This window comes from Streptomyces sp. NPDC059010 (assembly GCF_042740355.1).
Taxonomy (GTDB): domain Bacteria; phylum Actinomycetota; class Actinomycetes; order Streptomycetales; family Streptomycetaceae; genus Streptomyces.
Map to the genome: position 1 here is coordinate 78,742 of NZ_JBHYJA010000031.1, position 25,606 is coordinate 104,347.

28 protein-coding genes and 1 pseudogene are annotated in these 25,606 nt (G+C 69.8%); 12 read left to right on the forward strand and 17 right to left on the reverse strand.

From position 1 onward, the window contains the following. Positions 1-10 precede the first annotated feature (10 nt). Positions 11-1,456 carry an MFS transporter gene (locus tag ACFWYS_RS29900; protein WP_384775555.1) on the forward strand — a complete coding sequence of 482 codons (1,446 nt, stop codon included), beginning with the start codon at positions 11-13 and terminating at the stop codon, positions 1,454-1,456. A 7-nt stretch (positions 1,457-1,463) separates the two neighbouring features. Here ACFWYS_RS29900 and ACFWYS_RS29905 read toward each other — a convergent pair whose 3' ends face one another. Together ACFWYS_RS29905 and ACFWYS_RS29910 are read right to left on the reverse strand one after the other, a co-directional pair. After that, a complete protein-coding gene (locus ACFWYS_RS29905) occupies positions 1,464-1,712 on the reverse strand; it encodes a hypothetical protein (RefSeq protein ID WP_384775558.1) in 249 nt (82 codons plus the stop codon). 411 nt (positions 1,713-2,123) lie between these two features. Next, positions 2,124-3,041: a helix-turn-helix transcriptional regulator gene (locus ACFWYS_RS29910; RefSeq protein WP_384775561.1), complete on the reverse strand. Its 918-nt coding sequence runs from the start codon at positions 3,039-3,041 to the stop codon at positions 2,124-2,126. Between the two features lie 101 nt (positions 3,042-3,142). On the opposite strand from ACFWYS_RS29910, the gene ACFWYS_RS29915 reads away from it, so the two are divergent. Both ACFWYS_RS29915 and ACFWYS_RS29920 read left to right on the forward strand, forming a co-directional pair. Next, positions 3,143-4,570 (forward strand): MFS transporter, encoded by a 1,428-nt coding sequence (locus ACFWYS_RS29915; protein ID WP_384775564.1) that lies wholly within the window; start codon positions 3,143-3,145, stop codon positions 4,568-4,570. 162 nt (positions 4,571-4,732) lie between these two features. Beyond that, positions 4,733-4,948 carry a hypothetical protein gene (locus tag ACFWYS_RS29920; protein ID WP_384775567.1) on the forward strand — a complete coding sequence of 72 codons (216 nt, stop codon included), beginning with the start codon at positions 4,733-4,735 and terminating at the stop codon, positions 4,946-4,948. A 16-nt stretch (positions 4,949-4,964) separates the two neighbouring features. Here ACFWYS_RS29920 and ACFWYS_RS29925 read toward each other — a convergent pair whose 3' ends face one another. Both ACFWYS_RS29925 and ACFWYS_RS29930 read right to left on the reverse strand, forming a co-directional pair. Then, positions 4,965-5,561 (reverse strand): TetR family transcriptional regulator, encoded by a 597-nt coding sequence (locus ACFWYS_RS29925; RefSeq protein WP_384775570.1) that lies wholly within the window; start codon positions 5,559-5,561, stop codon positions 4,965-4,967. Between the two features lie 26 nt (positions 5,562-5,587). Next, positions 5,588-6,598 (reverse strand): aldo/keto reductase, encoded by a 1,011-nt coding sequence (locus ACFWYS_RS29930; protein WP_384775573.1) that lies wholly within the window; start codon positions 6,596-6,598, stop codon positions 5,588-5,590. 149 nt (positions 6,599-6,747) lie between these two features. Here ACFWYS_RS29930 and ACFWYS_RS29935 point away from each other — a divergent pair, with 149 nt between their 5' ends. Together ACFWYS_RS29935 and ACFWYS_RS29940 are read left to right on the forward strand one after the other, a co-directional pair. Next, positions 6,748-7,794 carry a chitinase gene (locus ACFWYS_RS29935; RefSeq protein WP_384775576.1) on the forward strand — a complete coding sequence of 349 codons (1,047 nt, stop codon included), beginning with the start codon at positions 6,748-6,750 and terminating at the stop codon, positions 7,792-7,794. A gap of 103 nt (positions 7,795-7,897) precedes the next feature. Continuing rightward, positions 7,898-8,731, forward strand: a complete 834-nt coding sequence (locus ACFWYS_RS29940; RefSeq protein WP_384775579.1) for a hypothetical protein — start codon at positions 7,898-7,900, stop codon at positions 8,729-8,731. Here the strand turns inward: ACFWYS_RS29940 and ACFWYS_RS29945 are convergent, their stop codons facing one another. The 3 genes from ACFWYS_RS29945 to ACFWYS_RS29955 form a co-directional block, all read right to left on the reverse strand. After that, a complete protein-coding gene (locus ACFWYS_RS29945; protein ID WP_384775581.1) occupies positions 8,732-9,337 on the reverse strand; it encodes a LysE family translocator in 606 nt (201 codons plus the stop codon). A gap of 67 nt (positions 9,338-9,404) precedes the next feature. Then, positions 9,405-10,319 (reverse strand): DUF4394 domain-containing protein, encoded by a 915-nt coding sequence (locus ACFWYS_RS29950; RefSeq protein WP_384775583.1) that lies wholly within the window; start codon positions 10,317-10,319, stop codon positions 9,405-9,407. 169 nt (positions 10,320-10,488) lie between these two features. Further along, on the reverse strand, positions 10,489-11,871 hold the full coding sequence (locus ACFWYS_RS29955) for a glycine--tRNA ligase (RefSeq protein WP_384775585.1): 1,383 nt from the start codon (positions 11,869-11,871) through the stop codon (positions 10,489-10,491). A 150-nt stretch (positions 11,872-12,021) separates the two neighbouring features. On the opposite strand from ACFWYS_RS29955, the gene ACFWYS_RS29960 reads away from it, so the two are divergent. The 4 genes from ACFWYS_RS29960 to ACFWYS_RS29975 are packed head-to-tail and all read left to right on the forward strand — an operon-like array spanning position 12,022 to position 15,151. Beyond that, entirely contained in the window at positions 12,022-12,984 is a 963-nt protein-coding gene (locus ACFWYS_RS29960) for a metal ABC transporter substrate-binding protein (RefSeq protein WP_384775587.1), read from the forward strand. Positions 12,985-13,004: 20 nt separating this feature from the next. After that, a complete protein-coding gene (locus ACFWYS_RS29965; RefSeq protein ID WP_384775589.1) occupies positions 13,005-13,772 on the forward strand; it encodes a metal ABC transporter ATP-binding protein in 768 nt (255 codons plus the stop codon). Beyond that, a complete protein-coding gene (locus ACFWYS_RS29970) occupies positions 13,772-14,674 on the forward strand; it encodes a metal ABC transporter permease (RefSeq protein ID WP_384775591.1) in 903 nt (300 codons plus the stop codon). The genes ACFWYS_RS29965 and ACFWYS_RS29970 overlap by 1 nt, the downstream gene beginning before the upstream one ends. A 60-nt stretch (positions 14,675-14,734) precedes the next feature. Beyond that, positions 14,735-15,151, forward strand: a complete 417-nt coding sequence (locus ACFWYS_RS29975) for a Fur family transcriptional regulator (RefSeq protein ID WP_384775593.1) — start codon at positions 14,735-14,737, stop codon at positions 15,149-15,151. Positions 15,152-15,160: 9 nt separating this feature from the next. On the opposite strand, the gene ACFWYS_RS29980 is transcribed toward ACFWYS_RS29975, so the two are convergent. From ACFWYS_RS29980 to ACFWYS_RS30005, 6 genes and pseudogenes are all read right to left on the reverse strand, one after another. Continuing rightward, positions 15,161-15,697 carry a YcxB family protein gene (locus tag ACFWYS_RS29980; RefSeq protein WP_384775595.1) on the reverse strand — a complete coding sequence of 179 codons (537 nt, stop codon included), beginning with the start codon at positions 15,695-15,697 and terminating at the stop codon, positions 15,161-15,163. 45 nt (positions 15,698-15,742) lie between these two features. Further along, a complete protein-coding gene (locus ACFWYS_RS29985; protein WP_384775597.1) occupies positions 15,743-16,582 on the reverse strand; it encodes an isoprenyl transferase in 840 nt (279 codons plus the stop codon). 25 nt (positions 16,583-16,607) lie between these two features. Next, positions 16,608-17,354: a DNA repair protein RecO gene (gene recO / locus ACFWYS_RS29990; protein ID WP_384775599.1), complete on the reverse strand. Its 747-nt coding sequence runs from the start codon at positions 17,352-17,354 to the stop codon at positions 16,608-16,610. A gap of 26 nt (positions 17,355-17,380) precedes the next feature. Further along, the gene (locus ACFWYS_RS29995) at positions 17,381-17,974 is read right to left on the reverse strand and encodes a DUF1266 domain-containing protein (protein ID WP_384775601.1); all 594 of its coding nucleotides are present in this window, start codon (positions 17,972-17,974) and stop codon (positions 17,381-17,383) included. Positions 17,975-18,026: 52 nt separating this feature from the next. Next, a complete protein-coding gene (locus ACFWYS_RS30000) occupies positions 18,027-18,230 on the reverse strand; it encodes an Arc family DNA-binding protein (protein WP_384775603.1) in 204 nt (67 codons plus the stop codon). Positions 18,231-18,245: 15 nt separating this feature from the next. Next, a pseudogene (locus tag ACFWYS_RS30005) lies at positions 18,246-18,392 on the reverse strand (RNA-guided endonuclease TnpB family protein); the annotation flags it as partial. Positions 18,393-18,448: 56 nt separating this feature from the next. Between ACFWYS_RS30005 and ACFWYS_RS30010 the strand changes: the two are divergent. Further along, positions 18,449-19,342 carry an RNA-guided endonuclease InsQ/TnpB family protein gene (locus tag ACFWYS_RS30010; protein WP_384775605.1) on the forward strand — a complete coding sequence of 298 codons (894 nt, stop codon included), beginning with the start codon at positions 18,449-18,451 and terminating at the stop codon, positions 19,340-19,342. A 62-nt stretch (positions 19,343-19,404) separates the two neighbouring features. On the opposite strand, the gene ACFWYS_RS30015 is transcribed toward ACFWYS_RS30010, so the two are convergent. Then, positions 19,405-19,620, reverse strand: coding sequence for a hypothetical protein (locus tag ACFWYS_RS30015; protein ID WP_272113076.1), 216 nt, complete (start codon positions 19,618-19,620; stop codon positions 19,405-19,407). A 317-nt stretch (positions 19,621-19,937) separates the two neighbouring features. On the opposite strand from ACFWYS_RS30015, the gene ACFWYS_RS30020 reads away from it, so the two are divergent. Together ACFWYS_RS30020 and ACFWYS_RS30025 are read left to right on the forward strand one after the other, a co-directional pair. After that, positions 19,938-20,771: a helix-turn-helix domain-containing protein gene (locus ACFWYS_RS30020; protein ID WP_384775607.1), complete on the forward strand. Its 834-nt coding sequence runs from the start codon at positions 19,938-19,940 to the stop codon at positions 20,769-20,771. After that, positions 20,753-20,950 (forward strand): DUF397 domain-containing protein, encoded by a 198-nt coding sequence (locus ACFWYS_RS30025; protein WP_384775609.1) that lies wholly within the window; start codon positions 20,753-20,755, stop codon positions 20,948-20,950. The genes ACFWYS_RS30020 and ACFWYS_RS30025 overlap by 19 nt, the downstream gene beginning before the upstream one ends. Here ACFWYS_RS30025 and ACFWYS_RS30030 read toward each other — a convergent pair. From ACFWYS_RS30030 to ACFWYS_RS30040, 3 genes are all read right to left on the reverse strand, one after another. Then, complete coding sequence (locus ACFWYS_RS30030; protein WP_384775611.1) at positions 20,928-23,117, reverse strand: tetratricopeptide repeat protein; 2,190 nt, start codon at positions 23,115-23,117, stop codon at positions 20,928-20,930. The genes ACFWYS_RS30025 and ACFWYS_RS30030 overlap by 23 nt on opposite strands. 506 nt (positions 23,118-23,623) lie before the next feature. Next, positions 23,624-24,595, reverse strand: a complete 972-nt coding sequence (locus ACFWYS_RS30035) for a DUF6879 family protein (protein ID WP_384775613.1) — start codon at positions 24,593-24,595, stop codon at positions 23,624-23,626. 42 nt (positions 24,596-24,637) lie between these two features. Continuing rightward, positions 24,638-25,606, reverse strand: coding sequence for an SCO2521 family protein (locus tag ACFWYS_RS30040; protein WP_384775614.1), 969 nt, complete (start codon positions 25,604-25,606; stop codon positions 24,638-24,640).

Consider the following 25,606-nt stretch of genomic DNA (forward strand, 5'->3'; position numbering starts at 1 on the left):
CTATTCAAGGATGCCGGAGCTCAGCCCACGCCGCCGCGTGCTGGTCCTCGCGATCTGCTGTATGAGCCTGCTCATCGTGAGCCTCGACACCACGGCCCTCAATGTGTCCCTCCCCGCGATGCAGCGCGACCTCGGCGCCAGCACGTCGGGCCTCCAGTGGACGATCGACGCCTACACCCTCGTCCTGGCCTCCCTGCTGATGCTGGCCGGCTCCACGGCGGACCGGATCGGCCGCAAACGTGTCTTCATGGCGGGCCTCGTCCTGTTCACCATCGGCTCGGCACTGTGCTCGCTGGCACCGAACCTCGACTCGCTGATCGCCTTCCGGATGGTGCAGGCGGTGGGCGGTTCGATGCTCAACCCGGTCGCGATGTCGATCATCACCAACACCTTCACGGATCCGCGCGAGCGGGCGCGGGCGATCGGTGTGTGGGGTGCGGTGGTCGGCATCTCGATGGCCGCGGGGCCGCTGGCCGGGGGCCTGCTGGTGGACGGGGTGGGCTGGCGGGCGATCTTCTGGGTCAACCTGCCGGTGGGCCTGGCCGCCCTCCTCCTCACCCTGCGCTTCGTCCCCGAGTCCCGCGCCCCCAAGCCACGCCGCATCGACCCGGTGGGCCAGCTCCTGGTGATCGCGCTCTTCGGCTCGCTGACGTACGCGATCATCGAGGCGCCGAGCGCCGGGCCGGTCTCGGTCCTGCCGTTCGCGGCGCTCGCGCTGGCGGCCCTGCTGGGCCTCCTCCGGTACGAGCCGCGCCGCGCCGAACCCCTGATAGACCTGCGGTTCTTCCGGTCGGCGCCGTTCAGCGGGGCGACCGTGACGGCGATCGGCGCGTTCGCCGGACTGGGCGGGTTCCTGTTCCTGTCGACGCTGTACCTCCAGAACGTGCGGGGTCTGGACGCCCTGCACGCCGGCCTGTGGATGCTGCCGATGGCGACGCCGATGTTCCTGTGCGCACCGCTGTCCGGACGGCTGGTGGGCAGTCGCGGGCCCCGGCTCTCGCTGCTGGTCGCGGGGGTCGCGATGACGGCCGGCTGCGCACTGTTCGCCCTCTTCCAGGCGGAGACGTCCGACGCCACGATGGTCCTCGGGTACGTGCTGTTCGGCATCGGGTTCGGCTTCGTCAACGCGCCGATCACGAACACGGCGGTGTCCGGGATGCCGCGGGCCCAGGCGGGGGTGGCGGCCGCCGTCGCCTCCACTAGCCGCCAGCTGGGGCTGACGCTGGGGGTCGCGGTGGTCGGGGCGGTGCTGGCCGCCGGCGTGGGGACGTCGTCGTACGAGGAGACATTCGTGTCGGCGGCGGTGCCGGGGTGGTGGATCCTCACCGGGTGCGGGCTGCTGGTCCTGGTGGTGGGGACGCTGACGAGTGGTCCGTGGGCGCGCCGGACCGCCGCACGAACCGCTGAGCGGCTGGATGCGGGCGAGGTGCGGCAAGCCCTGGGGGTACACGGTTGAGCAGCGCTCAGGTCGGCGTCCCGGTCCGGGGCTGAGGTGGGGGCGTGGAACTTCCCCTGTCGTCGGTGAAGTCGAAGAGAGCGATCACGGCCACTCCGATGGCAAGCAACGCCACCGTCGCACCTCCGCCGGCGGAGACCGCCGCCAGCCGGGACGCGCCGAGCGCGCCGACCGCCAGCCCCGACGCGAACCCCAGGACGAGGGAGATCAGGACACAGAACGCGAAAGCGATGAGCCTCTTCTGATTGGCGCTCACCGTTGCTCCTTCTTCTGAAGGTGGCCGGTGAGCGCGCGACAGCCTCGACCAGCCACCTGCGCATGCAGATGACGTGTACTCCTCGCCCCGTGCCGCGCCGTCTGACGCGGTCCTCTCAAGGAGTTGGTCGAGTCCCGTCGCACCAGCCCTGTGCTTCAGTCCTCAAAACGGGCCACTGGCCCGGTGGAACTTCCGTGCTGTTGGTGATCGCGTCTCCCGCGCTTCGCGAGAAACCCCCCGTGCTCTCGTCCGGCTGGGCTGTGCACCGGACGAAGCAGGGTCGAACCGCGGCCGTGGCATTTCCCAGCCGCTCCTGCTGAACAGCAAAGTAGCACAGCACCAAGTGGCGCAACATATGCGAAAGGCCCCTCAACTGTGGTCAGTTGAGGGGCCTTTGGCAGCCGCGACAGCTCAGGCCGGCGCCCGCTCCGACGCGATCGCGTGCAGCTTCTCCAGGCGCGCCCTCGACTCCTCGTCCGCCGGTACATACGTCACCATCCGCGGACCCACCTCCGGGCTCAGCCACAGGTCGGTGTGGTCGACCAGGATCCGGCCCACATACCGGTTGAGGAACTCCTTGCGCTTGCTGCGGTGCGCCACCACCTCATGCCGGTCCCACGCTTCGCAGAACTCGGGCGACTCCGTGCGCAGCCGCTTGAGGAGCATCTTCCAGACGGGCTCGCCGAGGTGACCGGCCATCGCGGCGCGGAAGCGGGCGGCCATCAGGCGCTGGGTCTGCTCCAGGTGCACGATCGAGGACTGCCACTCGTCGTGCGTGTAGGACAGGATCATGCAGTTGCGGTCCTCGGGCGGCACCGCTTCCAGGTCGCACAGCAGCAGGCCGTACGTACGGTTGTGGGCGAGGATGTCGTACCTGCTGTTCTGCAGGCACGCCGGATACGGCTCCAGCTGCTCAAGAATGGCGCGCATCGCCGGCGTCACCGAGGGGCAGGTCGTCGCCGGGGTCGGGTCCACCGCGCCGGCCAGCTGGAAGAGGTGGGACCGCTCGCTGGGGTCGAGCATCAGCGTGCGGGCGAGGGCGTCGAGGACCTGGACCGAGACCTGGATGTCGCGGGCCTGCTCCAGCCACGTGTACCAGGTGACACCGACCGCGGCGAGCTGGGCGACCTCCTCGCGGCGCAGACCGGGGGTACGGCGGCGTCGGCCGCGAGGGAGGCCGACCTGCTCGGGGGCGATGTGCTCGCGGCGGTGGCGCAGGAAGGCGGCGAGTTCATGGCGCCGGATCTCGGACGCGGCCGTGGCGCGGGGCGCCGGGGTCACCGTCCCTTGGGCATTCGTCCGAGTCGTCGTCCCGGCCATCGTCGTCATGCCTCCAGCCTGCCCTCACCCGGACCCTGTTTCCAGGTGCTTCCGCTACCAGGATAAGGACACTCTGGTACCAGTCTCGGAGTACTCGCAGGCTCGTAACCGTGACCGAAACCATCACTGCACACAAGCCCCGGGCCACCCCGGCCCCACCCACACTCGGCGGTCTGGGCCTCTTCACGGTGCTCCTGGCAGCCGCACTCCCCCTCATCGACTTCTTCATCGTCAACGTCGCCCTGCCCGCCATCGGCCACGACCTCGCGGCGAGCGAGACCATGCTCGAACTCGTCGTCGCCGGTTACGGGTTGGCGTACGCCGTGCTCCTCGTCCTCGGCGGGCGGCTCGGCGACCTGTTCGGCCGGCGGCGGCTCTTCCTCGGCGGCATGGCGGCCTTCGGGCTGACCTCGCTGGCGTGCGGGCTGGCGCCCAGCGCGTGGGCGCTCGTCGCGGCGCGGGTCGCACAGGGCGCGGCGTCGGCGGCGATGCTGCCGCAGGTGCTCGCCACCATCCAGGCGACCACCAGCGGCCCGCGCCGCGCGAAGGCCATGGGCCTGTACGGCGCCACGGCCGGCCTGTCGATGGTCGCCGGGCAGATCCTCGGCGGCGTCCTGGTCGCGGCCGACGTCGCGGGCACCGGCTGGCGCTCGGTGTTCCTGGTGAACGTGCCCGTCGTCCTGGTCGGCCTCTTCCTCGCCGCCCGCGCGGTCCCGGAGACCCGCTCACCGCATCCGGAGCCGCTCGACGGACCCGGCACGGTCCTGCTCGCCGCCGCCCTCCTCACGCTCCTCGCCCCGCTCACCGAGGGCCGGGCGGCGGGCTGGCCGCTGTGGACGTGGCTGTCGCTGGCGGCGTTCCCGTTCGTGGCGGCGGCGTTCTACGCCGTGGAGCGCAGGGCGGACCGTCGGGGCCGTACGCCGCTCGTGCCGCCGAGCCTGTTCGCGCTGCCGTCCCTGCGCCGCGGTCTGGTGATGATCGTGCCGTTCTCGATCGGCTTCAGCGGGTTCATGTTCGTGATCGCGGTGGCGTTGCAGCAGGGCGCGGGCCGCGGCCCGGTCGCGGCGGGGCTGGCGCTGGCGCCCATGGCGGTGGTGTTCTTCTTCGTCTCGCTGGCGGGCCCGCGTCTGGTGGCCCGTTACGGCACCCGGGTCGTGACCGCGGGCGCGGCGATCCAGGCGGTGGGCGTGGCCCTGATGGCCCTGGCGGCCTGGCGCTCCTGGCCGGACCTGGGCCTCGTCGAGCTGCTGCCGGGCGCGGCGGTCGCCGGTGCGGGTCAGGCCCTCCAACTCCCCGTCGTCTTCCGGATCGTCCTCTCCGAGGTGCCGACGGCGCGAGCGGGTGTGGGCAGCGGGGTGATGATCACGACCCAGCAGTCGTCGCTGGCCCTGGGCGTGGCGACGCTGGGCACGCTCTTCCTCGCCCTGATCCCGGGGCTGGGCATGCGGGACGCCCTGGTGACCACGCTCCTGGTCCAGTTGGCCGGGGTGGCCCTGACGGGACTGCTCAGTCTGCGACTGCCGCGCACGATCGGCTGACCGAGATGTGGCTGATCGAAATGTGAGGGTGTGGCCACAGGTTGGTCAACTCATGAAGGAGGTGTCCCTGTTGATGTTGGTCTTGCTGCACACTCCTTGCTGCGCAAAGCCGCGCGCGGACTCGACGTCCGCAGACTCGATGTCCCGGACGCTGGAGGCGTCATGCTGGAGATCAACACGAGCAAGGTGAGCCGCTGGGACCAACACGGACGGGAGCACGTCGTACGGGTACAACGCAAGGGCACGCAGCGCACGGTCAGATGTGACACCTGTGGCTGGCGCAAGGGCGCCCAGTTCCTGCCGTGGCTGAAGGCCGAGGAGCATCTCGCGGAGGCCCATCAGGCGACGGTGGACCCGGCGGAGGCGCAGACCGAGTGACCGACGGCTCAGAGCCTCAGTCGCGGGCGCGCAGTCCGCGCAGCAGCAGGTCGACGACCGCTTCCAGCTCGCCCTCCACACCGGGCAGTTCCCATTCCTTGGCGTAGCAGGGGTCGTGGAAGCGGCCCGTGGCCTGGAAGAGGGCGCGGGCCGCGATGGCGGGGTCCGCGACGGTGAAGGCGCCCGTATCGGTGCCCGCACACACGATCGCGGCCAGCTGGTCGGTCAGCTCGGTGATGTGCTCGCCGACGACGACGCCGCTCTCGCCGGCCAGCACGGTGTACGTGGCGAACAGCTCCGGATCGTCACCCGCCTTGCGCCGCTTGGCGGCGAGCAGGGCCGCGAACCACTCGCGCAACCGGGCTTCCGGCTCCCGCTCCGTGTCCGCGACGATCGCGGCGAGCACCTCGGTCGTACGGTCCAGCCAGCGCTTGGTCACCGCCTCCCGCAGCGCGGCCTTCGTGCGGAAGTGTCGGTAGACGCTGCCGTGGCTGACGCCGAGCGCGCGGGCCACGTCGACCACGGTGGCCTTGGCCGGTCCGTGTCGGCGCAGCACCTCCTCGGTCGCTTCGAGGATGCGCTCGGCGGTCAGGGTCGGGGAGGTCGCTGCCATGCCCTAGACGGTACCCGGCACCACGATCAGCGTTCGCTGTCGAGCATGGCCATCTGGGCGGGGGCGTACCGCTCGCCGGCCGCCGCGTCCGCCGGTACGGCGGCCTCGATGGCGGCGAGGTCGGCCGCGTCCAGAGTCACGTCCAGGGCGCCCAGCGCCTCACCGAGCCGCGCGCGGGTCTTGGCGCCGATCAGCGGCACGATGTCCTCGCCCCGGGAGAGCACCCAGGCAATGGCGATCTGGGCGACGGAGACACCCTTCTCCTCGGCGATCTTGCGCAGGGACTCGACCAGGGTGAGGTTGTGCTGGAGGTTGTCGCCCTGGAAGCGGGGCGAGTGGGCGCGGAAGTCGTCCGCGCCGAACCCCTGGCCGGGCGTGACATGGCCGGAGATCAGCCCGCGGGAGAGGACGCCGTACGCGGTGACGGCGATGCCCAGCTCGCGCAGGGTGGGCAGGATCTCCCGCTCGGGGCCACGGGAGATCAGCGCGTACTCGATCTGGAGGTCGACGATCGGGGCGGTGGCGGCGGCGCGGCGGATGGTCTCCGCACCGACCTCGCTGAGCCCGATGTGGCGGACGTACCCCTTCTCGACGAGCTCCGAGATCGCGCCGACGGTCTCCTCGATCGGGACGTTCGGGTCGAGGCGGGCGGGGCGGTAGACATCGATGTGGTCGACGCCGAGGCGCTGGAGGGAGTACGCGGCCCAGGCCTTCACGGCGGCCGGGCGCGCGTCGTAGCCGAGCCACTCGCCGTCCGGGCCGCGGTGGGCGCCGAACTTCACGCTGGTCAGCGCGTTCTCGCGCAGAGCGGCCGGGGCGGTGCGCAGGGCCTCGGCGATGAGTAGTTCGTTGTGGCCCATGCCGTAGAAGTCGCCGGTGTCGAGCAGGGTCACGCCGGCTTCGAGGGCGGCGTGGATGGTGGCGATGGACTCGGCGCGGTCCGCCTCGCCGTACGCGCCGGACATGCCCATGCAGCCGAGGCCGAGGGCGGACACCTGGGGGCCGGTGGTTCCGAGGGAGTGGGTTCGCATCGTCATGGCCTCCACCTTGCCCTAACAACTGACAGATTTCAATATCTGTCACTCCATACTTGTCCAGAATGGTCCAGACCTATTGACGGGAGGTCTGGACCACGAGCACTGTCATGCCTACGACACCTCACCGCACCCCCACCGGGAGGCCCCGCATGCTCCGCCGCGCCCTGCGCCTGCTCGCCACCGCACTGACGACCGCCTGCCTCGCCCAGCTCCCCGTCGCCGCCACCGCGTCCGCGGCCGACACCTGCGCCGTGAAGTCCAAGCCCGCCGGCAAGGTCCTCCAGGGCTACTGGGAGAACTGGGACGGCGCCGCCAACGGCGTCCACCCGCCCTTCGGCTGGACCCCGGTCACCGACTCCCGCATCGCGGCCCACGGCTACAACGTGCTCAACGCGGCGTTCCCGGTCATCCGCTCCGACGGCACCGCGCTCTGGGAGGACGGCATGGACAGCGGGGTGAAGGTGGCCACGCCCGCGGAGATGTGCGCGGCGAAGGCGTCCGGCCAGACGATCCTGCTGTCGATAGGCGGCGCGACGGCGGGCATAGACCTCAACTCGACCGCCGTAGCCGACCGGTTCGTGGCGACGATCGTCCCGATCCTGAAGAAGTACAACTTCGACGGCATCGACATAGACATCGAGACGGGCCTGGTGGGCAGCGGCACCATCACCCAGCTCTCCACGTCCCAGGCCAACCTGATCAGGATCATCGACGGGATACTGGCCCGGATGCCGTCGAACTTCGGTCTGACCATGGCCCCGGAGACGGCCTACGTCACCGGCGGCAGCGTCACCTACGGCTCGATCTGGGGCGCGTACCTCCCCGTCATCAAGAAGTACGCCGACAACGGCCGTCTGTGGTGGCTGAACATGCAGTACTACAACGGCAGCATGTACGGCTGCTCCGGCGACTCCTACTCCGCCGGCACGGTGGAGGGCTTCGTGGCCCAGACGGACTGTCTGAACAAGGGCCTGACCATCCAGGGCACGACGATCAAGGTCCCGTACGACAAGCAGGCCCCCGGCCTCCCCGCCCAGCCCGGCGCGGGCGGCGGCCACATGCCCCCGTCCCTGGTCGCCCAGGCCTGGCGGCACTACGGCACCTCGCTCAAGGGCCTGATGACCTGGTCGGTCAACTGGGACGGTTCGAAGAACTGGACGTTCGGCGACAACGTGAAGTCACTGCAGGGCCGCTGAGACATCGAGTGAGCGGCCGCAGGAGCAGCCGTGGAGGCGGCCGTCGAAGGCACCGCCGAAATCGCCGCGACAGCGGCAGGACCCCCATGGTTCCCTGACGCCCGTGAACGACACTGCACCCCTCGACGGCCCCCGCGCCCCCTACACCCGGGAGGCACTGGCCCGGCTCGTGCTCAGCCGGGCCGCGGTCGATCTCGCCCAGGGCGCGGGACCGTTGGCGATCACCCGCAACGATGCCGACACCGGCCTCGGCGGGCGGGTGAGCGAGGCCCGGCAGCTGGTCGAGCACGCGGCGCGGCTGCTGGTGCGGGCGGTCGTGTTCGAGCGGGAGCGGGGCGCCTCGTGGGAGGACATCGCCCGGTACGCCGGCATGGACGCCCAGGCGGCCGAGGAGCGGTTCGCGCCCGAACTCGCCCGCTGGAGCGAGGAGTTGGAGGCACCGCACCTGTACGACGAGGCCGGTCGCAGGCAAGTCCTGCGGCTGCCCTACGCCGCGTACGCCCCGCACCTCGTCAGCCGCGACCTCGACCTCTGGGCACACCTTCACCTCACCACCAGGGACCTGCACGCGGTCAGCGCGGGGCTGCGCACGGCCGGACCGGCGGAGCGGGTGACGTATCCGGAGACCGAGTCGGACGAGATGGGCGGCGCGGTCTGGGGCGAGTCCCGTCTGCGTACCTTCCTCGAACTCCTCGCCCACTACATCGACCACCCCTTCGACGACACCGACTGGGAGACGATCGAGATCGGCCTTGAGCCGACCGACGACGAGGCGGACGTCTGGTACTCCTACCCGCTGATCGGTTCCGTCCAGTCCCTGGACGTCCGTCTCGCGCGGGACGCCGAGGCCGACATCGTCCGGGTGACCGTCACCGGCGCCACTCTGGCCGACCTGCGGCTGCGGATCGGCACCCTCTTCGACGCCTTCAGCTGGTGATCACGTCCACGCCAGCTTCGCCCCCAGCGCCACGAACGACCCCGCGAAGGTCCGCCGCAGCCAGGTCATCACCCGGGGCCGGGAGGTGACGTGGCTGCGGACGGAGGCCGCGAGGATGCCGTATGCCGCGAAGACCACGAACGTGGCCGCCATGAACACGCCGCTGAGCGCCAGCATGCGGGGCAGGGCGTTCGGCTCGGACGGGTCCACGAACTGGGGCAGGAAGGCGAAGAAGAACATCGTCAGCTTCGGGTTGAGGATGTTGATCAGCACGCCCCGCACGATCACACGGCCCGAGGAGAGCGGTGTGGTGTCGTCGTCCAGCGCGATGGCCTCCTTGTCCTTCAGGGTGGACCACGCCATGTAGAGGAGGTACGCGACACCGGCGTACTTCAGGATCTGGAACGCGGTCGCACTCGCGTGCAGCAGCGCGGCCACCCCGGTGACCGTGGCCAGCATGTGCGGCACGATCCCGAGCGTGCAGGCGAACGCGGCGATCACGGACGCCCGGCGGCCACGGGAGAGACCGGCGGCCAGGGTGTAGACGACGCCGGTGCCGGGGGTGGCGACCACGACGAGGGTGGTCAGGAGGAAGGCGAGGCTCATGCCGTCACCCTGCCGTGGCCGCCGGATCCGTATACAGGGCCAATCGCCGGCCCCGTTACCGGACCACTCAGCCCTGCTTCAGCGGTATCGCGAGGTCGACCACCTGGCGCCCCTGCGGGAAGCCGCCCGTCACCGTCGCCTTCCCGGTGAGCAGATCGATCCGGAGGACTCGTGAACCGGTCACCGCGTAGCCGGAGTTGGTGCCCGACTTCGCCGAGCTGTAGATGTCGAAGCCCGCGTCGCCCGGCACGTCCACGCCGGTCCTGCCGGCCGGGGCGAGGTTGCCCGCGTTGGCCGGGGACTGGATGGAGACCTGGTCCTGGGCCGAGTCGAGGTCGAACAGGGTCGTGGCCGTCGTCGCGTCGAGGTCGTTGTTCGTGTACGCCGCCCCCGTGACGCCCGTCGCCGTCGTACCGGTCGTCGCCGGAGGCACCGGCGGGTTGGTGAGGGTGCCGTCCACGGCCGTCGTCCCCGCGGCGGGGGCGCCCGCCGGGTCGTCGAGGTTGTGGCGGAGGTTCTGGCCGGTGTCGCTGATGACGCGCAGCCGGTTGGCGGCCGGGTTGAAGTCGACGCCGAAGCTCTGGCCCTGCAAGGCCACGGTCAGCTGCGAGACCTTCGTGGCCTTGGCGCCGGCCTCCCGCAGCGTGTAGATGCCGCCCTTGTCGCCGACGCCGTAGAGCGTGTTGTTCTGCACCCGGAAGTCGATGCCGACGAGCTTGGTGTCGCCCCTCAGGCCGCTCACCTTGCCGAGCGGGAGCACGACGCCGGGCCGGTCGACGCGGAAGCGGACGAGACGCTGGTCGCCGGTGAGGCCGACGGCGACGAGCCGGTCGCCGGACGCCTGCGGCAGCCCGGCCGCCGTGCCGCCGGACTGGGTGGAGATCGCCGACGAGGACTCGCCGTCGTCGTGCGCGGCGACGAAACCGGCGGTGCCGACGGCCAGGGCGAGTGTGGCCGCCCCGATGACTGCTTGCTTGCGCATGGTGCCCCCGTAAGAGACGCGTGGCCCCCGGTGGGCCGCGCATGCCTCCCCTTCGGAGCCGTCTGCGCCCGGGATGGGCGAAACCCCGGTTTCGCTACGTCTGTTACGTCCGTAACGAAACCGGGGTTTTCAGTAGATCCCTAAGGCTAGGCCCCTCGGGCCAGATCCCTCAGGCGCCGATGAGGCGCCCGGCCAGGTAGCCCTCGATCTGGTCGAGCGACACCCGCTCCTGCTTCATCGAGTCCCGCTCGCGCACCGTCACGGCGTTGTCGTCCAGCGTGTCGAAGTCGACGGTCACGCAGTACGGCGTACCGATCTCGTCCTGGCGGCGGTAGCGGCGGCCGATGGCGCCGGCGTCGTCGAACTCGATGTTCCAGTTCTGGCGGAGCGCCTGCGCGAGGCCCTTGGCCTTCGGGGACAGCTCCGCGTTCCGGGACAGCGGCAGCACCGCGACCTTCACCGGGGCCAGCCGGTGGTCGAGGCGCAGCACCGTGCGCTTCTCCATCTTGCCCTTGGCGTTCGGCGCCTCGTCCTCGACATAGGCGTCGAGCAGGAACGCCAGCATCGCGCGGCCGACACCGGCCGCCGGCTCGATGACGTACGGCGTCCAGCGCTCCTGGGCCTCCTGGTCGTAGTAGACGAGGTCCTGGCCGGAGGCCTTGGAGTGGGCGCCGAGGTCGTAGTCGGTGCGGTTGGCGACACCCTCCAGCTCGCCCCACTCGTTGCCGCCGAACTGGAAGCGGTACTCGATGTCAGCGGTGCGCTTGGAGTAGTGGGAGAGCTTCTCCTTCGGGTGCTCGTACCACCGCATGTTCTCCTCGCGCAGGCCCAGGCCGGTGTACCAGTTCCAGCGCTGCTCCATCCAGTACTCCTGCCACGTCTCGTCCTCGCCCGGCTTGACGAAGAACTCCATCTCCATCTGCTCGAACTCGCGGGTGCGGAAGATGAAGTTGCCGGGCGTGATCTCGTTGCGGAAGGACTTGCCCATCTGCGCGATGCCGAACGGCGGCTTCTTGCGCGAGGCGACCTGCACCTGGGCGAAGTTGGTGAAGATGCCCTGCGCGGTCTCGGGGCGCAGGTAGGCGATCGAGCCGGAGTCCTGGGTCGGGCCGAGGTGGGTGGAGAGAAGACCCGAGAACTGCTTGGGCTCGGTGAACTGGCCCTTGTTGCCGCAGTTCGGGCAGTTGATGTCCGCGAGGCCGTTCTCCGGGAGGTGCCCCTTCTTGGCCTCGTACGCCTCCTCAAGGTGGTCCGCGCGGAACCGCTTGTGGCAGGAGGTGCACTCGGTGAGCGGGTCCGTGAAAGTGGCGACGTGGCCGGAGGCGACCCAGACCTCGGGGGCCAGGATCACGGACGAGTCGATTCCGACCACGTCCTCGCGCGACGTCACCATGTAGCGCCACCACTGGCGCTTCAGGTTCTCCTTGAGCTCGACACCCAGCGGCCCGTAGTCCCAGGCGGCACGCTGACCGCCGTAGATCTCACTGCAGGGGAATACGAAGCCACGGCGCTTGCTCAGGCTGACGATGGTGTCGATCTTGTCGGCGGCCACGGTGCTCTCTTCATTACGACGACGGGCGACGAAGCGAGGCGCTTCACAGCGAATGCTTCAGGGTACCGGCGGGGCCTCCCCCTCAACCAAATCGGTTCTCCCCAACAGGTTTGTTGACAACGGTTTCCATCTTTGATGAAAATGACTGTCATGAACGTACGACGCCATCACATATCCGGGGTTGCCATGGCGGCCGTCGCCGCCCTCGGCCTCGGCACGCTGTCCGCCTGCTCCTCGGACAGCGCCGCCGCCGGCAACACGGAGAAGTTCGACGTCGTCGCGTCGTTCTACCCGCTGGCCTTCCTCGCCGAGCAGATAGGCGGCGACCATGTGAAGGTCACCAGCCTCACCGAGCCCGGCCAGGAGCCGCACGACCTGGAGGTCAGCGCCCGGCAGCGGGGGCAGATCGAGGAGTCGGACGCCGCCCTCTTCCTCAAGGGGCTCCAGCCGTCCGTCGACGAGGCCGTCGAGCAGTCGGGACTCAAGACGAAGATCGACGCCGCCGACCTGACCTCCCTTGAGCAGCACGGCAGCGAGGTCGGCGGGCACGCGGCCGAGCACGACGAGGAGCACGGCCACGAGGAAGAGGGCGGCAAGGACCCCCACATCTGGCTCGACCCGGTGAAGTACGCCGAGGTCGCCAAGGGCGTCGGCGCGGCCTTCGAGAAGGGCGACCCGGACCACGCGGCCGACTACAGGAAGAACACCGAGGCCCTGGTCAAGAAGCTGGACCAGCTGAACACCCGGTACAAGGACGGCCTGGCGAAGACCGGCTCCAAGGTCTTCATCACCACGCACGCCGCCTTCGGCTACCTCGCCGAGCGCTACGGTCTGACCGAGGAGGCCATCGCCGGTCTGGACCCCGAGTCCGATCCCAGCGCCGCGCGGGTCAAGGATCTTGAGAAGATGGCCAAGGCCGACGGCGTCACCACTGTCTTCTACGAGACGCTCGTCAGCGACAAGACCGCGAAGACCATCGCCGCCGACTCCGGCCTGAAGACCGACGTCCTCGACCCGCTTGAGGGCATCACGGACAGGTCCAGGGGCGACGACTACTTCCAGGTCATGGAATCCAACCTCAAGGCGCTTCAGACCGCCCTGGGAGCGAAGTGACCCACCCCATGGAGGACGGCATGACCGAGCCCGTCATCGCACTGCGCGGCGTACGCGCCGAGCTGGGCTCGCGCCCCGTCCTGCGGGGCATCGACCTCACCGTGCACCGCGGTGAGGTCGTCGCGCTGCTCGGCGCCAACGGCTCGGGCAAGTCGACGGCCGTGCGCAGCGTCATCGGCCAGGTGCCGGTCAGCGCCGGCGAGATCGAGCTGTTCGGCACGGACCGGCGCCGGTTCCGCGACTGGCATCGCGTGGGCTACGTCCCGCAGCGCACGACCGCCGCGGGCGGCGTCCCGGCCACGGTCGCCGAGGTCGTCTCCTCGGGCCGCCTGTCCCGCACCCGCTTCGGCGTCTTCCGCAAGGCCGACCGTGCCGCCGTACGGCATGCCCTGGAGCTGGTCGGCATGGCGGACCGGGCGAAGGACTCGGTCGACGCCCTGTCCGGCGGCCAGCACCAGCGGGTGCTGATCGCCCGCGCCCTGGCCTCCGGTCCCGAACTGCTGATCATGGACGAGCCGATGGCGGGCGTGGACCTGGGCAGCCAGGAGGTGCTGGCGCGCACGCTCAGGGAGCAGGTCGCGGCCGGTGCGACGGTCCTGCTGGTGCTGCACGAACTGGGCCCCCTGGAGCCCCTGATCGACCGGGCGGTCGTCCTGCGCGACGGCTGTGTCCTGCACGACGGCCCGCCCCCGAAGGCCGTCGGCCAGCACGCGCTGCCCGGCCACGACCACGTACACCCGCACGCGGCTCACGACGCCGAACCGATCCGGACGGGACTGCTGAGCTGATGGAACTCCTGAATTACGCCTTCATGCAGCGGGCGCTGCTCGCCGCCGTCCTGGTCGGCATCACCGCCCCCGCCGTCGGCATCTACCTGGTCCAGCGCCGCCAGGCCCTGATGGGCGACGGAATCGGCCATGTCGCGATGACGGGCGTCGGCCTGGGCTTCCTGCTCTCCTGGTCCCCGGTCTGGATGGCGACCCTCGTCTCCGTCCTCGGCGCGGTCCTGATGGAGCTGATCCGCTGGTACGGCCGCACCCGCGGCGACATCGCCCTCGCGATGCTCTTCTACGGCGGTATGGCGGGCGGCGTGATGTTCATCAACCTCGCGCCGACGGGCTCCAACGCGAACCTCACGTCGTATCTCTTCGGCTCCCTCTCCACGGTGAGCGAGTCGGATGTGACGGCGATCATCCTGCTGGCCGCTTTCGTGGTGCTGGTCACCCTCGGTCTGCGCCGCCAGCTGTTCGCGGTGAGCCAGGACGAGGAGTTCGCCCGGGTCACGGGACTCCCCGTGCGCGCCCTGAACCTGCTGACGGCGGTCACGGCGGCCGTGACGGTGACGGTCGCGATGCGGGTGGTCGGGCTGCTGCTGGTCAGCGCGCTGATGGTCGTCCCTGTCGCGGCGGCGCAGCAGCTCAGCCGCAGCTTCGCGGCGACGTTCGCCATCGCCGTCGCGATCGGCGTCACGGTGACCATCGGCGGCACCGTGACCTCGTACTACCAGGATGTGCCGCCCGGCGCGACGATCGTGCTGCTGACCATCGGCGCGTTCATCGCGCTGACGGCGCTGGCGGCCCCGCTGGCCCGCCGCAGGGCCCGCGCGCTGGCCGCGGCCCAGCCCGCAGGCGACCCGGCGGAGTGTGCGATTCCGGCCAGCCGGGAAAGCGACGGGAAGGTCGGCGTCTGACCACTGACAGTCCGGGCTGGCACAATGGCCCGGCAAGTGCAGACGTGAGGAGGCATACCGGTGACGACCGCTGGACCGCCCGTGAAGGGCCGCGCTACCCGGCAGCGGGCAGCCGTGGCGGCGGCTCTTGACGAGGTCGACGAGTTCCGCAGCGCGCAGGACCTCCACGACATGCTCAAGCACAAGGGCGACTCGGTCGGACTGACCACCGTCTACCGCACCCTCCAGTCCCTGGCCGACGCCGGCGAGGTCGACGTCCTGCGCACCTCCGACGGCGAGTCGGTGTACCGCCGCTGCTCGACCGGCGAGCACCACCACCACCTCGTCTGCCGCATCTGCGGCAAGGCGGTCGAGGTCGAGGGCCCGGCGGTCGAGAAGTGGGCGGACGCCATCGCCGCCGAGCACGGGTATGTGAACGTGGCCCACACGGTGGAGATCTTCGGCACGTGCGCGGAGTGCGCGGCCGCGCAGCGCTGAGACCAGGGGTCAGACGCGGGTCAGGTTGCGGTCGAGGAGCTCCCGCAACCTGTCGGCGTCGGCGGGGTCCTGAATGCCACGCTTGGGCAGGACGGTGATACCGACGGCCTTGTTGTCGCCGCTGAGCAGGACGAACACCTGCGAAGTCTCCGCGTAGCGCGGCAACGCCGCCCAACCGATCGTCATGTTGGCGTTGTCGGTGACCACGCTCACCCCGGTGTCCGCCACGACCGCGCGGAAGGTGCCCTGACGTTCGGCGAGCCGGTGCAGCTGGCGGGCCTGGAGCCAGGGCGTGGCCGCCATCAGCCCCGCCGCGATCAGCATCCAGAGGACGGACGTGACCGACCCGTCGTCCCTGGCGGTCATGAGCGCCAACTGCAACGCGGCGAGAACAGCCAGGGCACCGGGCAGCCATCGCCGCATCCGTCCCGCCCGGCTGGCGCGCAGCCGCACTCGCAGTGCCTGCGCCAAGTCCTGCACGGTCGGCTTGTACTCAAGCTCGACCACGCCGTCCTGTACGGCGTCCCGCCCCATGTCCATGACCATGAGGCGGGATCGTACCGTTGGCCGGTGGCCGGAAGTCAGCCGGTGCTAGGCCTCGTCCTGCCTGCCCTCCATCGCCAGCAGCTCCTCGTTCGGGATCGCCCCGCCGAACCGTCGGTCGCGGGAGGCGAACTCCACGCAAGCCCGCCACAGGTCGCGACGGTCGAAGTCCGGCCACAGGACGTCCTGGAAGACCATCTCGGCGTAAGCGCTCTGCCAGAGCAGGTAGTTGGAGGTGCGCTGCTCGCCGCTCGGGCGCAGGAACAGGTCGACGTCCGGCATGTCCGGGTAGTACAGGTACTTCGCGAAGGTCTTCTCACTCACCTTCGACGGGTCGAGGCGACCGGCCTTCACGTCCTCCGCCATCGCCTGCGCGGCGTCCGCGATCTCGGCCCGCCCGCCGTAGTTCATGCAGAAGTACAGGGTCAGCTTGTCATTGCCCTTGGTCTGCTCCTGGGCGATCTGGAGCTCCTTGGCGACCGACTTCCACAGCTTGGGCATCCGCCCGACCCACCGCACCCGGATCCCCAGCTCGTCGAGCTGATCACGGGTCTTGCGGATGAAGTCGCGGTTGAAGTTCATCAGGAAGCGCACCTCGTCCGGCGACCGCTTCCAGTTCTCCGTGGAGAAGGCGTACAGCGAGATCGCCCCCACGCCCTGCTCGATCGCGCCCTGCAGCACGTCGAGCACCCGCTCGGCACCGACCTTGTGCCCCTCGGTGCGCGGCAGCCCCCGCTCCTTCGCCCAGCGGCCGTTGCCGTCCATGACGATCGCCACATGCTTCGGAACCAGCTCACCGGGGATCTTCGGCGCGCGGGCACCGGACGGGTGCGGCTCCGGCGTCTTGTACTCGCGGCGTCGACGCCCCAGGAACCCACTCACGGCCATGTGTTTCTCGTCCTCCTCTTACGGCTTACTTCTCTACGTACCGCAGCGAACGCAGCCCGCGCTCCAGATGCCAGTGCAGATAGGCCGACACCAACCCGCTGCCCTCCCGGACGTACCGCGCCTCGCAGGCGTCCGCGGTCTCCCAGTCTCCCGTAAGCAGCGCACCGAGCAGTTCCAGGGTCTGCGGCGACGGTACGACGCTACCGGCCACCCGGCAGTCGACGCAGACCGAGCCGCCGGAGGCCACCGAGAAGAAGCGGTTCGGTCCCGGCATGCCGCACTTCGCACAGTCGCTGAAGGTCGGGGCGTACCCGTTGACGGCGAGGGAGCGGAGCAGGAACGCGTCGAGAACAAGATGCGGCGCGTGCTCGCCCCGGGACAGGGTGCGCAGGGCGCCGACGAGGAGCAGATACTGCTGGACGGCCGGCTCGCCCTCATGATCCGTGAACCGCTCGGCGGTCTCCAGCATGGCCGTCCCGGCGGTGTAGCGCGCGTAGTCCGTGACGATCCCGCCGCCGTACGGCGCGATGGTCTCGCTCTGCGTGCACAGCGGCAGCCCGCGCCCGATCAGCTCGCTCCCCCGCGCGAAGAACTGCACGTCGACATGGGAGAACGGCTCCAGCCGGGCCCCGAACTTGGACTTCGTACGCCGCACACCGCGCGCCACGGCCCGCACCCGCCCGTGCCCGCGAGTGAGCAGCGTGATGATCCGGTCCGCCTCACCCAGCTTCTGGGTGCGCAGCACGATGCCGTCGTCGCGGAACAGACTCATGGGTTCATTCTCCCGTACGGCAGGAGTCAGCGGGTGCGGTCGGGGTGGCTTATGGCGTCCCAGGGGGCCATGTTCCACGGGCTGGCCCGGTTCTCCGGGTCCAGGAGCGAGCGCAGGTGCTCGTCCGCGACCTCCTGCCCGGCCGGGAGCCCGGAGTCCGCCATGTTGCCCCGCAGCCCGTCCCGCCACACCCTCCGGCCGAGCAGATAGTGATCGGCGTACTCCTGCCAGGAGCCGTACGTCCGCGCCACCGCCGGCACGATGTTCTTCAGGGCCGTCCAGGCGTCCGCCTCGGCGATCAGCCCGCAGGCGAAGCCACGGCGGGCGATGTCGACGTACAGGGCGGCGTCCCAGGCGAGCGGCGCGACACCGGTGAGCCGGTACGCCCGGGCCCGGTACCCGCTGCGGGACAGCCCGTCGAGCCGGCCGGCCAGCTGCTCACGCGAAGTGATCTCCCACTGCTCGGCCAGCCACCGCCGGGCGCCCTCCTCGTCGATCCGGACGAACGGGTACAGCGTGGTGCGCGAGGCGCCTCGGTCCCTGCTCACCGGCGCGCTCAGCGACACCATCCACAGCTGGTGCATGGTGAGCGGCACGGGGTAGCGGCGCGCCGCCTTCACGCCACGCCTTCTCCATATCCACCTCTTATTTCGGGGCATGGCGTCCAGTCTTTCAGGGCCGGGGTGAATGCCCGCTCCCACGTAGCGGGGCAGGGGGAGCCGGATCGCCGCCAGGGCGATCCGGCGTGCCGGAGGCTTCCACGGCGCATCGCACTACGGCGACCAGCCATGAGTTAAGGGAGCGGTCGTCGGCTGCGGCAATCGCCTTGGCGGCGTCGTACAGGTCGTCAGGAAGTCGAAGGTTCAGCTTGATCACGTACCAAGTGTGGCCCTAAAATGGGGCCATGTCGAGGTTTCGGATGTACTCCGAGAAACCGGGAGCGGACTTGCGTCCGGGCCTCCAGTGCGCGTGCTGTTCGACGGCGAGGTTCCACACGTACCGAGCGTGCGCGCAGTGCATCAGCATCTGCTGCTCCTGCTCGCTCGTGGGGGAAGCTGAACGCGAAGACCGGCAAGCAGATCATGGGCCGGTCGGTGCTCGTGCAGAGGCTGAACCGCCGCTGGGTACAGGTCAAGGTGCCCGGCTGCGGCTGGGTCCGCTTCCGCCTGAGCGCCAAGAGCAAGGGCGCCGAGCTTCCCTCGGCGAAGACGTTCCGGGTCACCTTCCGCAACGGCCAGTGGCACGTGGCGTTCGCCGTCATCCCCGACCCGATCGTGGCGCCCGGCACGGGTGAGGTCATCGGCATCGACCGCGGCGTGACTATCACTGCGGCCTTGTCGGACGGCCGGAAGCTGAACTGTCCGCAGCTCACGACCAAGGAGCGCGCACAGATCCGCAAACACGAGCGCCGGGCGGCACGGGCAGGGAAGGAAAGCCCAAAGAAGGCGGCTGAGTACGCCAAGGTCGCCCGGCTCAAGGCGCGGGAGGCGAACCGCCGCAAGGACTGGTGCGAGAAGACCTCGACGATGCTCGCCCGCACCTATGGCCTGGTGCGGTTCGAGAAGCTGAACATCAAGAACATGACCCGCTCCGCGAAGGGCACCTTCGCCGAGCCGGGCAGGAACGTGGCGCAGAAGGCCGGCCTGAACCGGGCGATCCTCGCTCAGGGCTGGGGCTTGCTGCGGCAGCGCACCGAACACAAAGCACCTGGCCGGGTCAAGGACGTACCCGCCCCGTACACGAGTCTGCGGTGCAGCGCGTGCGGATGGATCGAGAAGAACTCACGCAAGAGCCAAGCCGAGTTCGTCTGCGTATCCTGCGGCTTCACCTGCAACGCCGACACGAATGCAGCGAACAACGTCGCGGTAGGACAGGGCGGGATCCCCCGCCCCCGGAGATCAGCCGGTACCGGAGGGGTGACAGCGGCCACCAGCCGTTCGAGCGCCCGTGAACCTCAACCCAACTGGGTTGGAATCCCCCTCTTTTAAGAGGGGGAGGATGTCAAAAAGCCATGCCGCCGCCCCCCAGCACCCTACGCGCCGGCCTTACGTCAAGGAACCTCACCCCTGCTGCGTGCGTTCGCGTACGCCGTCGCCGCGCGCAGCCGCTCGGCGGGCGTGGCCCTGCGTACCGCCCCCGGCTCGGCGTCCCACTCCTTGCCGCCGCCGTACGGTCTCAACTGGACGTACGGTCCCTCATGTCCCATCACGACGCCGATCCGACCCGAACGAGTGTCGACGACGTAGGACCCGATGGGTGGCTTCATCGCAACACCGCGGCGAGGCGCTGCGCCGTCTCCACGGAACAACGGCCCAATTCCACGAGCGGACAAGGAGCCTCACGCGCAAGACTCGCCGGATCAAGCCGGAGTGTCGGGAGCGTAATTCCTGCCTTCTCCAGCACCGCCCGCAATTCCTTCACTGCTTCCTCCGCTTCTTCGACGCAGCGCGCCGAGTGTCGTGCCGTCACGTGACTCCCCTCCTATTTGGGTTTCACTCTTTACCTCTCCATGGTGTCCTGCTCCACCTACACTCGGCAGGAGTCTGTGCTCTACAAGTGCAGGGCAGCGCAAGGAGGTTGGCCATGGCCAACGGTTCACGGTTGGCGGCCTGGGAGTTCTTCGGAAGCGAGCTGAAGCGGCGGCGGGAGAACGCCGGGATCACTCAAGTGGAGTTGGGTTCCCGGGTTTTTGTCTCCGGTGGTTACATCGGGCAGTTCGAACAGGCAATTCGAAAGCCGCAATTTGACGTCGCCCAGCGGATTGACGAGGCGCTACAAACCGACGGTTTTTTCGAACGGCTGTGGAAGCGGCTCATCAAGGAGCAGCCGTACACGGAGTACTTCGCGCATGCGGCGGAGCTGGAGCGGCTCGCGACGGAGATCTGCCAGTTCGCACCAACGGTCGTGCCGGGGCTTCTCCAAACGCCGGAGTACGCGCGGGAGGTCTTCCTCGCGAGCAATCCGCTCGCCACGGACGAGTACATCGAGGAGCTTGTCGCGGGACGCATGGACAGGGCTCGGATCCTCAAGGACGCTACACGGCCCGTGTATTGGGTGATCCTGCACGAGACGGCCCTGCGCATCCCGGTCGGCGACCCAGGGATCATGGCGCGTCAGCTGGACCACATCACGGCACTTATGCGGGAGCGCAAGGTGCTGGTGCATGTGCTGCCGTTCGCGGCCGGGGCGCACCCCGAGATGGGCAAGATGATGATGCTCATGAAGTTCGACGACGCACCGCCAACTGTCTATACAGAGGGCGTGCGTTCGGGAAGTCTTCTGGACGAACCGGCTGTGGTGCAGCGGATCCAGGCGTCTTACGATCTCATCAGGGGCGCCGCGCTGTCGCGGGATGCATCCATGGCCCTGATCGAGTCGGCAGCAGAGGACCACAGACGATGCGCGAGTACGACCTGAGCAACGCCAGCTGGCGCAAGAGCAGCTACAGCGGCGGCAGCGGCGGGGAGGAATGCATCGAGGTCGCCGACGGAGTCCCCGGCGTCGTCCCCGTCCGGGACAGCAAGGTCCCCTCAAGCCCCGTGCTCGTGATCGGCGTCGACGCCTGGGCCGCCTTCATTCGCGACGCCACTCGGTGAGCCACTGACGGAGCTCGACCACGAGGGGATGCTCCGGCCCCAGCGTCCTGTCGCGGATTTCGATCAGCTGCTCCAGTAGCGGCAGCGCCTCGTCCGTCCTGCCCAGCCCGCGCAGCACCCTCGCGGTGAGGGTGAGCGCACTGAGCGTGAACGGGTTCTCCGGGCCCTGGACGCGCCGTCGGTCGGTGAGGGTGCGCTGTGCCAGGGGCTCTGCCTCCTCGTAGCGCCCCAGCAGCAGGAGCCCGTAGCCGTGGAGGTGGCGGGCCATCAGGGTGGTGAGATGGTCGGGCGGCAGAGCCCGCTCACAGGCCTCGATCACCGCACGGGCCTCGGCATCGAAGTCCTCCACCTTGCCGAGCTGGGGCAGGACCTCCAGCAGGCACGCCCGGCTGTACAGGGTCTCTGTGGAGTCCTCGCCGAGCACTCGACGCTGGCCCTCGATCGCCCGCCGGTTGAAGTGCTCCGCTTCTTCGTCCCGGTCGAGCAGGTCCAGTGGCTGACTCAGTGCCAGACAACTGTGCAGCGTGTCGGGATGGTCGGGACCGAGCACCCGCTCACGGGCCTCCAGCACCTGCCGGTGAACCACCTCGGCCTCGGCATAACGCCCCATGCGGTGCAGCGACTGCCCCAGCACATAGCGCGCGTTGAGGGCCACGGGGTGCTCAGCACCCAGCAGTTGCCCCACCCGCTCCGCGACGGGTTCGGCCAGCGCGAGTGAGCCGGACCAGTCCCCCGCCTCGTACAGTCGCCCTACGACCAGAGCCGACACTCGAACGATCTCCTCGCTCTCCGCACCCGAGGCGAAGCGAAGGAGGGCGACGGCGTGCGGGGCCAGGATGGCCAGTGCGGCGAGCGCCTGCTCGGAGGTGTCGTCCGGGTCGGGCAGGGCGGCACTCAGCAGTCGGGCGGCGGCGAGTCCGAGAGCCGTACGCTGCGGTCCCGCCGGGACTCCCCCGGCCACGCTGTCCAGCAGCACCCCGTGGGCGCTGACGCACCGGGTGCCGCGTAGCTGGACGAGTTCGATGAGGGAGTGGTCGAGCAGGCCGCGTAGGGCGGGCTCCAGACGGTCGGTGGGGAGGGCGGGTTCGATGTCCGTCAGGTCCACCTCGCCTCGCGCCGCGGGCATGAGCATCGTCAGGGGTACCGGGTCGGCCGACCAGCAGGACAGCAGCCGTAGCAGGGGCGTCGCCTCGGGGAGCCCCTGGTCCGTGAGGGCGTCCAGGGACAACTGCCAGGTGCGGCTGACCAGTTGGCGGGACTGGCTGCTGCCGCGGCCGAGCGCGCCCTGGTCGACGATCGCCGTCGACTCCTCGGTCAGCTTGCGTTCGTACTCGTCCATGGTCCAAGACTCCAGGAGCTGGTGGGCGAGATGGGAACCGGCCAGCGTGAGGGCGAGGGGCAGTCGGCCGAGGCGCTCCGCGACCTTGCGGGCCGCCTCCGGGGTGCCCGCGTCCGGGGCGAGGTCGCACAGGACCTGGGCCGCGTCCTGGAGCGGGAGCAGGCCGAGCGTGTGGCGGGAGACGCCCGGGGCCTGCCACAGCGGGGAGTTGGCGATCCGGGTCGTGACCAGGACCGTGCCGAGCGGGCTGGTGCGCAGCCAGCCGCCCTCCTCCAGGATGGTGGGGTCGTCGGCGTTGTCCAGGACCAGCAGCCAGGGTTCGGCGGAGTGGTTCAGGTAGTGCCAGACGAGGTCGGCGGCGGCGCGCTGGCCGCTCGCGGCGGCGGCGAGTTCGCCGGTCGTCGCGCCCCGGTCACCGGCGACCGCGAGCATGCCGGCGCGCAGCGACATCCGGTCCGACGCGTTCACCCACAGACCGAGGCGGCCGTGTTCCCGTACGGCCTGGGTGAACAGCCAGTACGCGACGGCCGTCTTGCCGAGGCCACCCATGCCGTGCACGACATGGACCTCACCGCCCGGCCCGGCGATCGCCGCGCTCAGTGTGCGGCGCAGTTCCTCGCGGTTGCGCAGGATGCCGGGCGGACGCCCCACGAGGGGCACCCGCACGGAGTCGGCGGCGGTGACCGGACGCACCGGTCCGCCGCCCAGGAGGGGGGCGGTCCCGGGCGCGTAGTGATGGTGGTGCTCCTCGATGCGCTGATCGCCCGTCGCCTGAAAGACCCGGCCCTGCCCGGAGGCCCGTCCCTCGACCGCCCCGCCACCGCTCACCGCGAGCCCCTCTCTACGACCTCCGATCGTAGATCAGCGAGCCGTGGCTGTACGGGCGTCCCAGAGATGCTCGAACCGTGCCTTGCGCCGGGCGACCTTGTCCTGCCGGGCGCCGAGTCCGGCGTTGGGGTTGAGCTGCTGCACATGCGTGGTGATCTCGAAGCACAGCGCTTCGTCGGTGGCCCTGCGATCCCACCTGCGCGGCGCTCCTGGCCAGCCGCTTGACCTCGCCGGAGGGCATCCCCGAGCCCTCCAGCCCGGCGAACAGGTCCGTCGCCTCCCCGACCCGCCGGAAGCCCTGGTCCACCAGCTCTGTCAGCTCGTGCTGGTGTTGCCGTTGGCCGTTCTCCAGCGCCCCGAGGCGCTCCTCGAAGTCGACCATGTACTGGACGATCAGTGCCGCCCCGCCGATGACGACGGCCAGGGCGAATTGCCACAGGTCCTCCCGGGACGGGGCGGCACTACGGGCGGTATGCGCAGTCCGCCCGTCGGCGCCGCTCGCGCACTCACCCCGACGCCACGCTCGGCGCCGCCCCCGGCTGCGGGTCAGGGTCCCGCTGGGGCTCGGGGCTCGGCTCCGTCGCCGCCGCCCACAGCTCGTCGAACTGGTTGATGCGATCCTCGACGTGCTCCTCCTCCCGCCTCAGCCAGGTCCCGTCGGGATTGGACTGCAGGTCGGGGGAGGTCTCGTAGCACAGCTCACGGTCGAAGACGATGAAGTCGTTCACCTTGGGGTTCGACGCCATCGACGAGCGCACCAGTACACGTGCGTCGATGCCACGCCGCTTGTGCTCCTCGCAGAGATCCCTGAGGCTCTCGGTGACCTCGTTCGGCGTCTTCACCACGAACAGCCGCCTGATCTCCACGCCCCGCCGCCTGATCGCCTTCTCCTGGGCGACGAGATACCGCTCCGCGGGCCCGCTGTACCAGAAGTCCCGGTCCACGGAGGTGCTCGTGGCGTCGAGGGTCATCTTGACGCAGTCGGTGATGTCGATCAGCCACTCGTGGTTCTCACCCGGGCAGTCCGCGCTGCCGCCGCTGAGGCCTTCCATCAGTTTGGCGAGGCGGGCCAGCTCCTTCTCGCCGAAGGCCTGCACGATGTCGCCGCCCTGTTCACGCAGCTTGGTGTACCCGAGGACCAGTCTGGTCACCTCTTCGGAGCGGAGCACGGAACCGTCCACCTTGCTGAACAGCTCCGTCGCGGAGATGATCTCGGCGAACCGCCGGTCGACCTTCTCGAACCGCTCCCCGAAAGCCACGAGATACTGCACGATCAGCGCCGCGCTGCCGATCGCGATGGACGCCGTCAGCTGCCAGATGTTCCCGTCGTCCACGCCGAGCAGGCTGGTCAGCAGGAAGGTGCCGCCTCCCACCGCGGCGCTGAGCAGGATCCGCAGGAACAGCCTGGGGAAGCGCTGGTCCTGCTGTGGTGCGACTTGTCCGTTGTTGTTCCCTGCCCCTAATGACGCTCCGCTCATTTCTCATCCCCCGTCGGGTTTCGGTATGGCTGCCGCCGCCCCTCAACGTGCGCTGAGCTGCTCCTGCGACATTGCTACGGCCTGGAGGGCCAGCCGGTCCCTGATGCGCCGGCTCAGGTTCTCCCACTGCCGGGAGAACCCCGGTTTCTCTTCCAGCACGTCCCACAGGTGCCCCAGCGCGGGGTCCACGTGCGCCCGCGGCATCCACAGATGCAACAGATGGACCACGACCGGATGCAGTGCCTCGACGACCGGAGGTCCGTCCGCCACACCGAGCCTGTTGTCAAGCATGTGCTGAACAGTCGTCAAAAGCCAGTCGTGCAGGGCGAGATCCTCGCAAATGCCCGCTGCGGATGCGGCTGGGATGTGCTCGGGCAGCCGTAGCTCCATGGTCCGCAGTCCGCCCTCGGCCACCGTGAAGTTCGTGAGAGACGCCCGCTCGTCCTTCGGTCCTCGTCGCGCGACCCAGCGCAGCCGGGTGGGGCTGGACTTGAAGGGCACCCGGCGGTCGAGCAGCGGATGGCGGCGGAGCTGGGCGAGCAGGCCCTCGGCGATCATCCCGAGGTCCAGCTCACCGCGTCCGGCGCCGCGCAACATGCCCTCCGCCGTGGCCTGCTGGGGCAGTTTGCCGAACGGTTCGACCAGGCCCGGGCGGACCAGGTACTGGCCCCAGGGGCGGCGCAGGTCGGGCCCGGCGGCCGGGAGGCTGAAGTAGGCGGTCGACTGGAGCAGGCGGCCCTCGGTCAGCGCGGCGCGGACGGCCACCGTACCGACGGCCCGGACCTTGCTGCCGTTGGAGGTGGGCAGCCGGCAGTCCACGCCGGTCAGGATCTCGGGGGACAGGACGTACATGGTGGGCCGTTCCGAGAGCCGGACGTGTACGTCGGCGCGCAGCCTCAGCAGCTGGGCGGCGGCCCTGCCGTCCAGGGCCTGGAAGGACGGCAGCAGACAGGTGCGTACCTCGCCGCAGGCGAGGACCGAGCGCTCGGTCTGTCCGGGGGCCGCCGTCAT

What these genes read in the sequence shown, in the direction of transcription:
- ACFWYS_RS29900 (WP_384775555.1), top strand. Translation starts at nt 11, where the DNA reads ATGCCGGAGCTCAGCCCACGCCGCCGCGTGCTGGTCCTCGCGATCTGC.
- ACFWYS_RS29910 (WP_384775561.1), bottom strand. Translation starts at nt 3,041, where the DNA reads ATGACGACGATGGCCGGGACGACGACTCGGACGAATGCCCAAGGGACG.
- ACFWYS_RS29920 (WP_384775567.1), top strand. Translation starts at nt 4,733, where the DNA reads ATGCTGGAGATCAACACGAGCAAGGTGAGCCGCTGGGACCAACACGGA.
- ACFWYS_RS29925 (WP_384775570.1), bottom strand. Translation starts at nt 5,561, where the DNA reads ATGGCAGCGACCTCCCCGACCCTGACCGCCGAGCGCATCCTCGAAGCG.
- ACFWYS_RS29930 (WP_384775573.1), bottom strand. Translation starts at nt 6,598, where the DNA reads ATGACGATGCGAACCCACTCCCTCGGAACCACCGGCCCCCAGGTGTCC.
- ACFWYS_RS29935 (WP_384775576.1), top strand. Translation starts at nt 6,748, where the DNA reads ATGCTCCGCCGCGCCCTGCGCCTGCTCGCCACCGCACTGACGACCGCC.
- ACFWYS_RS29945 (WP_384775581.1), bottom strand. Translation starts at nt 9,337, where the DNA reads ATGAGCCTCGCCTTCCTCCTGACCACCCTCGTCGTGGTCGCCACCCCC.
- ACFWYS_RS29950 (WP_384775583.1), bottom strand. Translation starts at nt 10,319, where the DNA reads ATGCGCAAGCAAGCAGTCATCGGGGCGGCCACACTCGCCCTGGCCGTC.
- ACFWYS_RS29960 (WP_384775587.1), top strand. Translation starts at nt 12,022, where the DNA reads ATGAACGTACGACGCCATCACATATCCGGGGTTGCCATGGCGGCCGTC.
- ACFWYS_RS29965 (WP_384775589.1), top strand. Translation starts at nt 13,005, where the DNA reads ATGACCGAGCCCGTCATCGCACTGCGCGGCGTACGCGCCGAGCTGGGC.
- ACFWYS_RS29970 (WP_384775591.1), top strand. Translation starts at nt 13,772, where the DNA reads ATGGAACTCCTGAATTACGCCTTCATGCAGCGGGCGCTGCTCGCCGCC.
- ACFWYS_RS29980 (WP_384775595.1), bottom strand. Translation starts at nt 15,697, where the DNA reads ATGGTCATGGACATGGGGCGGGACGCCGTACAGGACGGCGTGGTCGAG.
- ACFWYS_RS29985 (WP_384775597.1), bottom strand. Translation starts at nt 16,582, where the DNA reads ATGGCCGTGAGTGGGTTCCTGGGGCGTCGACGCCGCGAGTACAAGACG.
- recO (WP_384775599.1), bottom strand. Translation starts at nt 17,354, where the DNA reads ATGAGTCTGTTCCGCGACGACGGCATCGTGCTGCGCACCCAGAAGCTG.
- ACFWYS_RS30015 (WP_272113076.1), bottom strand. Translation starts at nt 19,620, where the DNA reads ATGAAGCCACCCATCGGGTCCTACGTCGTCGACACTCGTTCGGGTCGG.
- ACFWYS_RS30020 (WP_384775607.1), top strand. Translation starts at nt 19,938, where the DNA reads ATGGCCAACGGTTCACGGTTGGCGGCCTGGGAGTTCTTCGGAAGCGAG.
- ACFWYS_RS30025 (WP_384775609.1), top strand. Translation starts at nt 20,753, where the DNA reads ATGCGCGAGTACGACCTGAGCAACGCCAGCTGGCGCAAGAGCAGCTAC.
- ACFWYS_RS30035 (WP_384775613.1), bottom strand. Translation starts at nt 24,595, where the DNA reads ATGAGCGGAGCGTCATTAGGGGCAGGGAACAACAACGGACAAGTCGCA.
- ACFWYS_RS30040 (WP_384775614.1), bottom strand. Translation starts at nt 25,606, where the DNA reads ATGACGGCGGCCCCCGGACAGACCGAGCGCTCGGTCCTCGCCTGCGGC.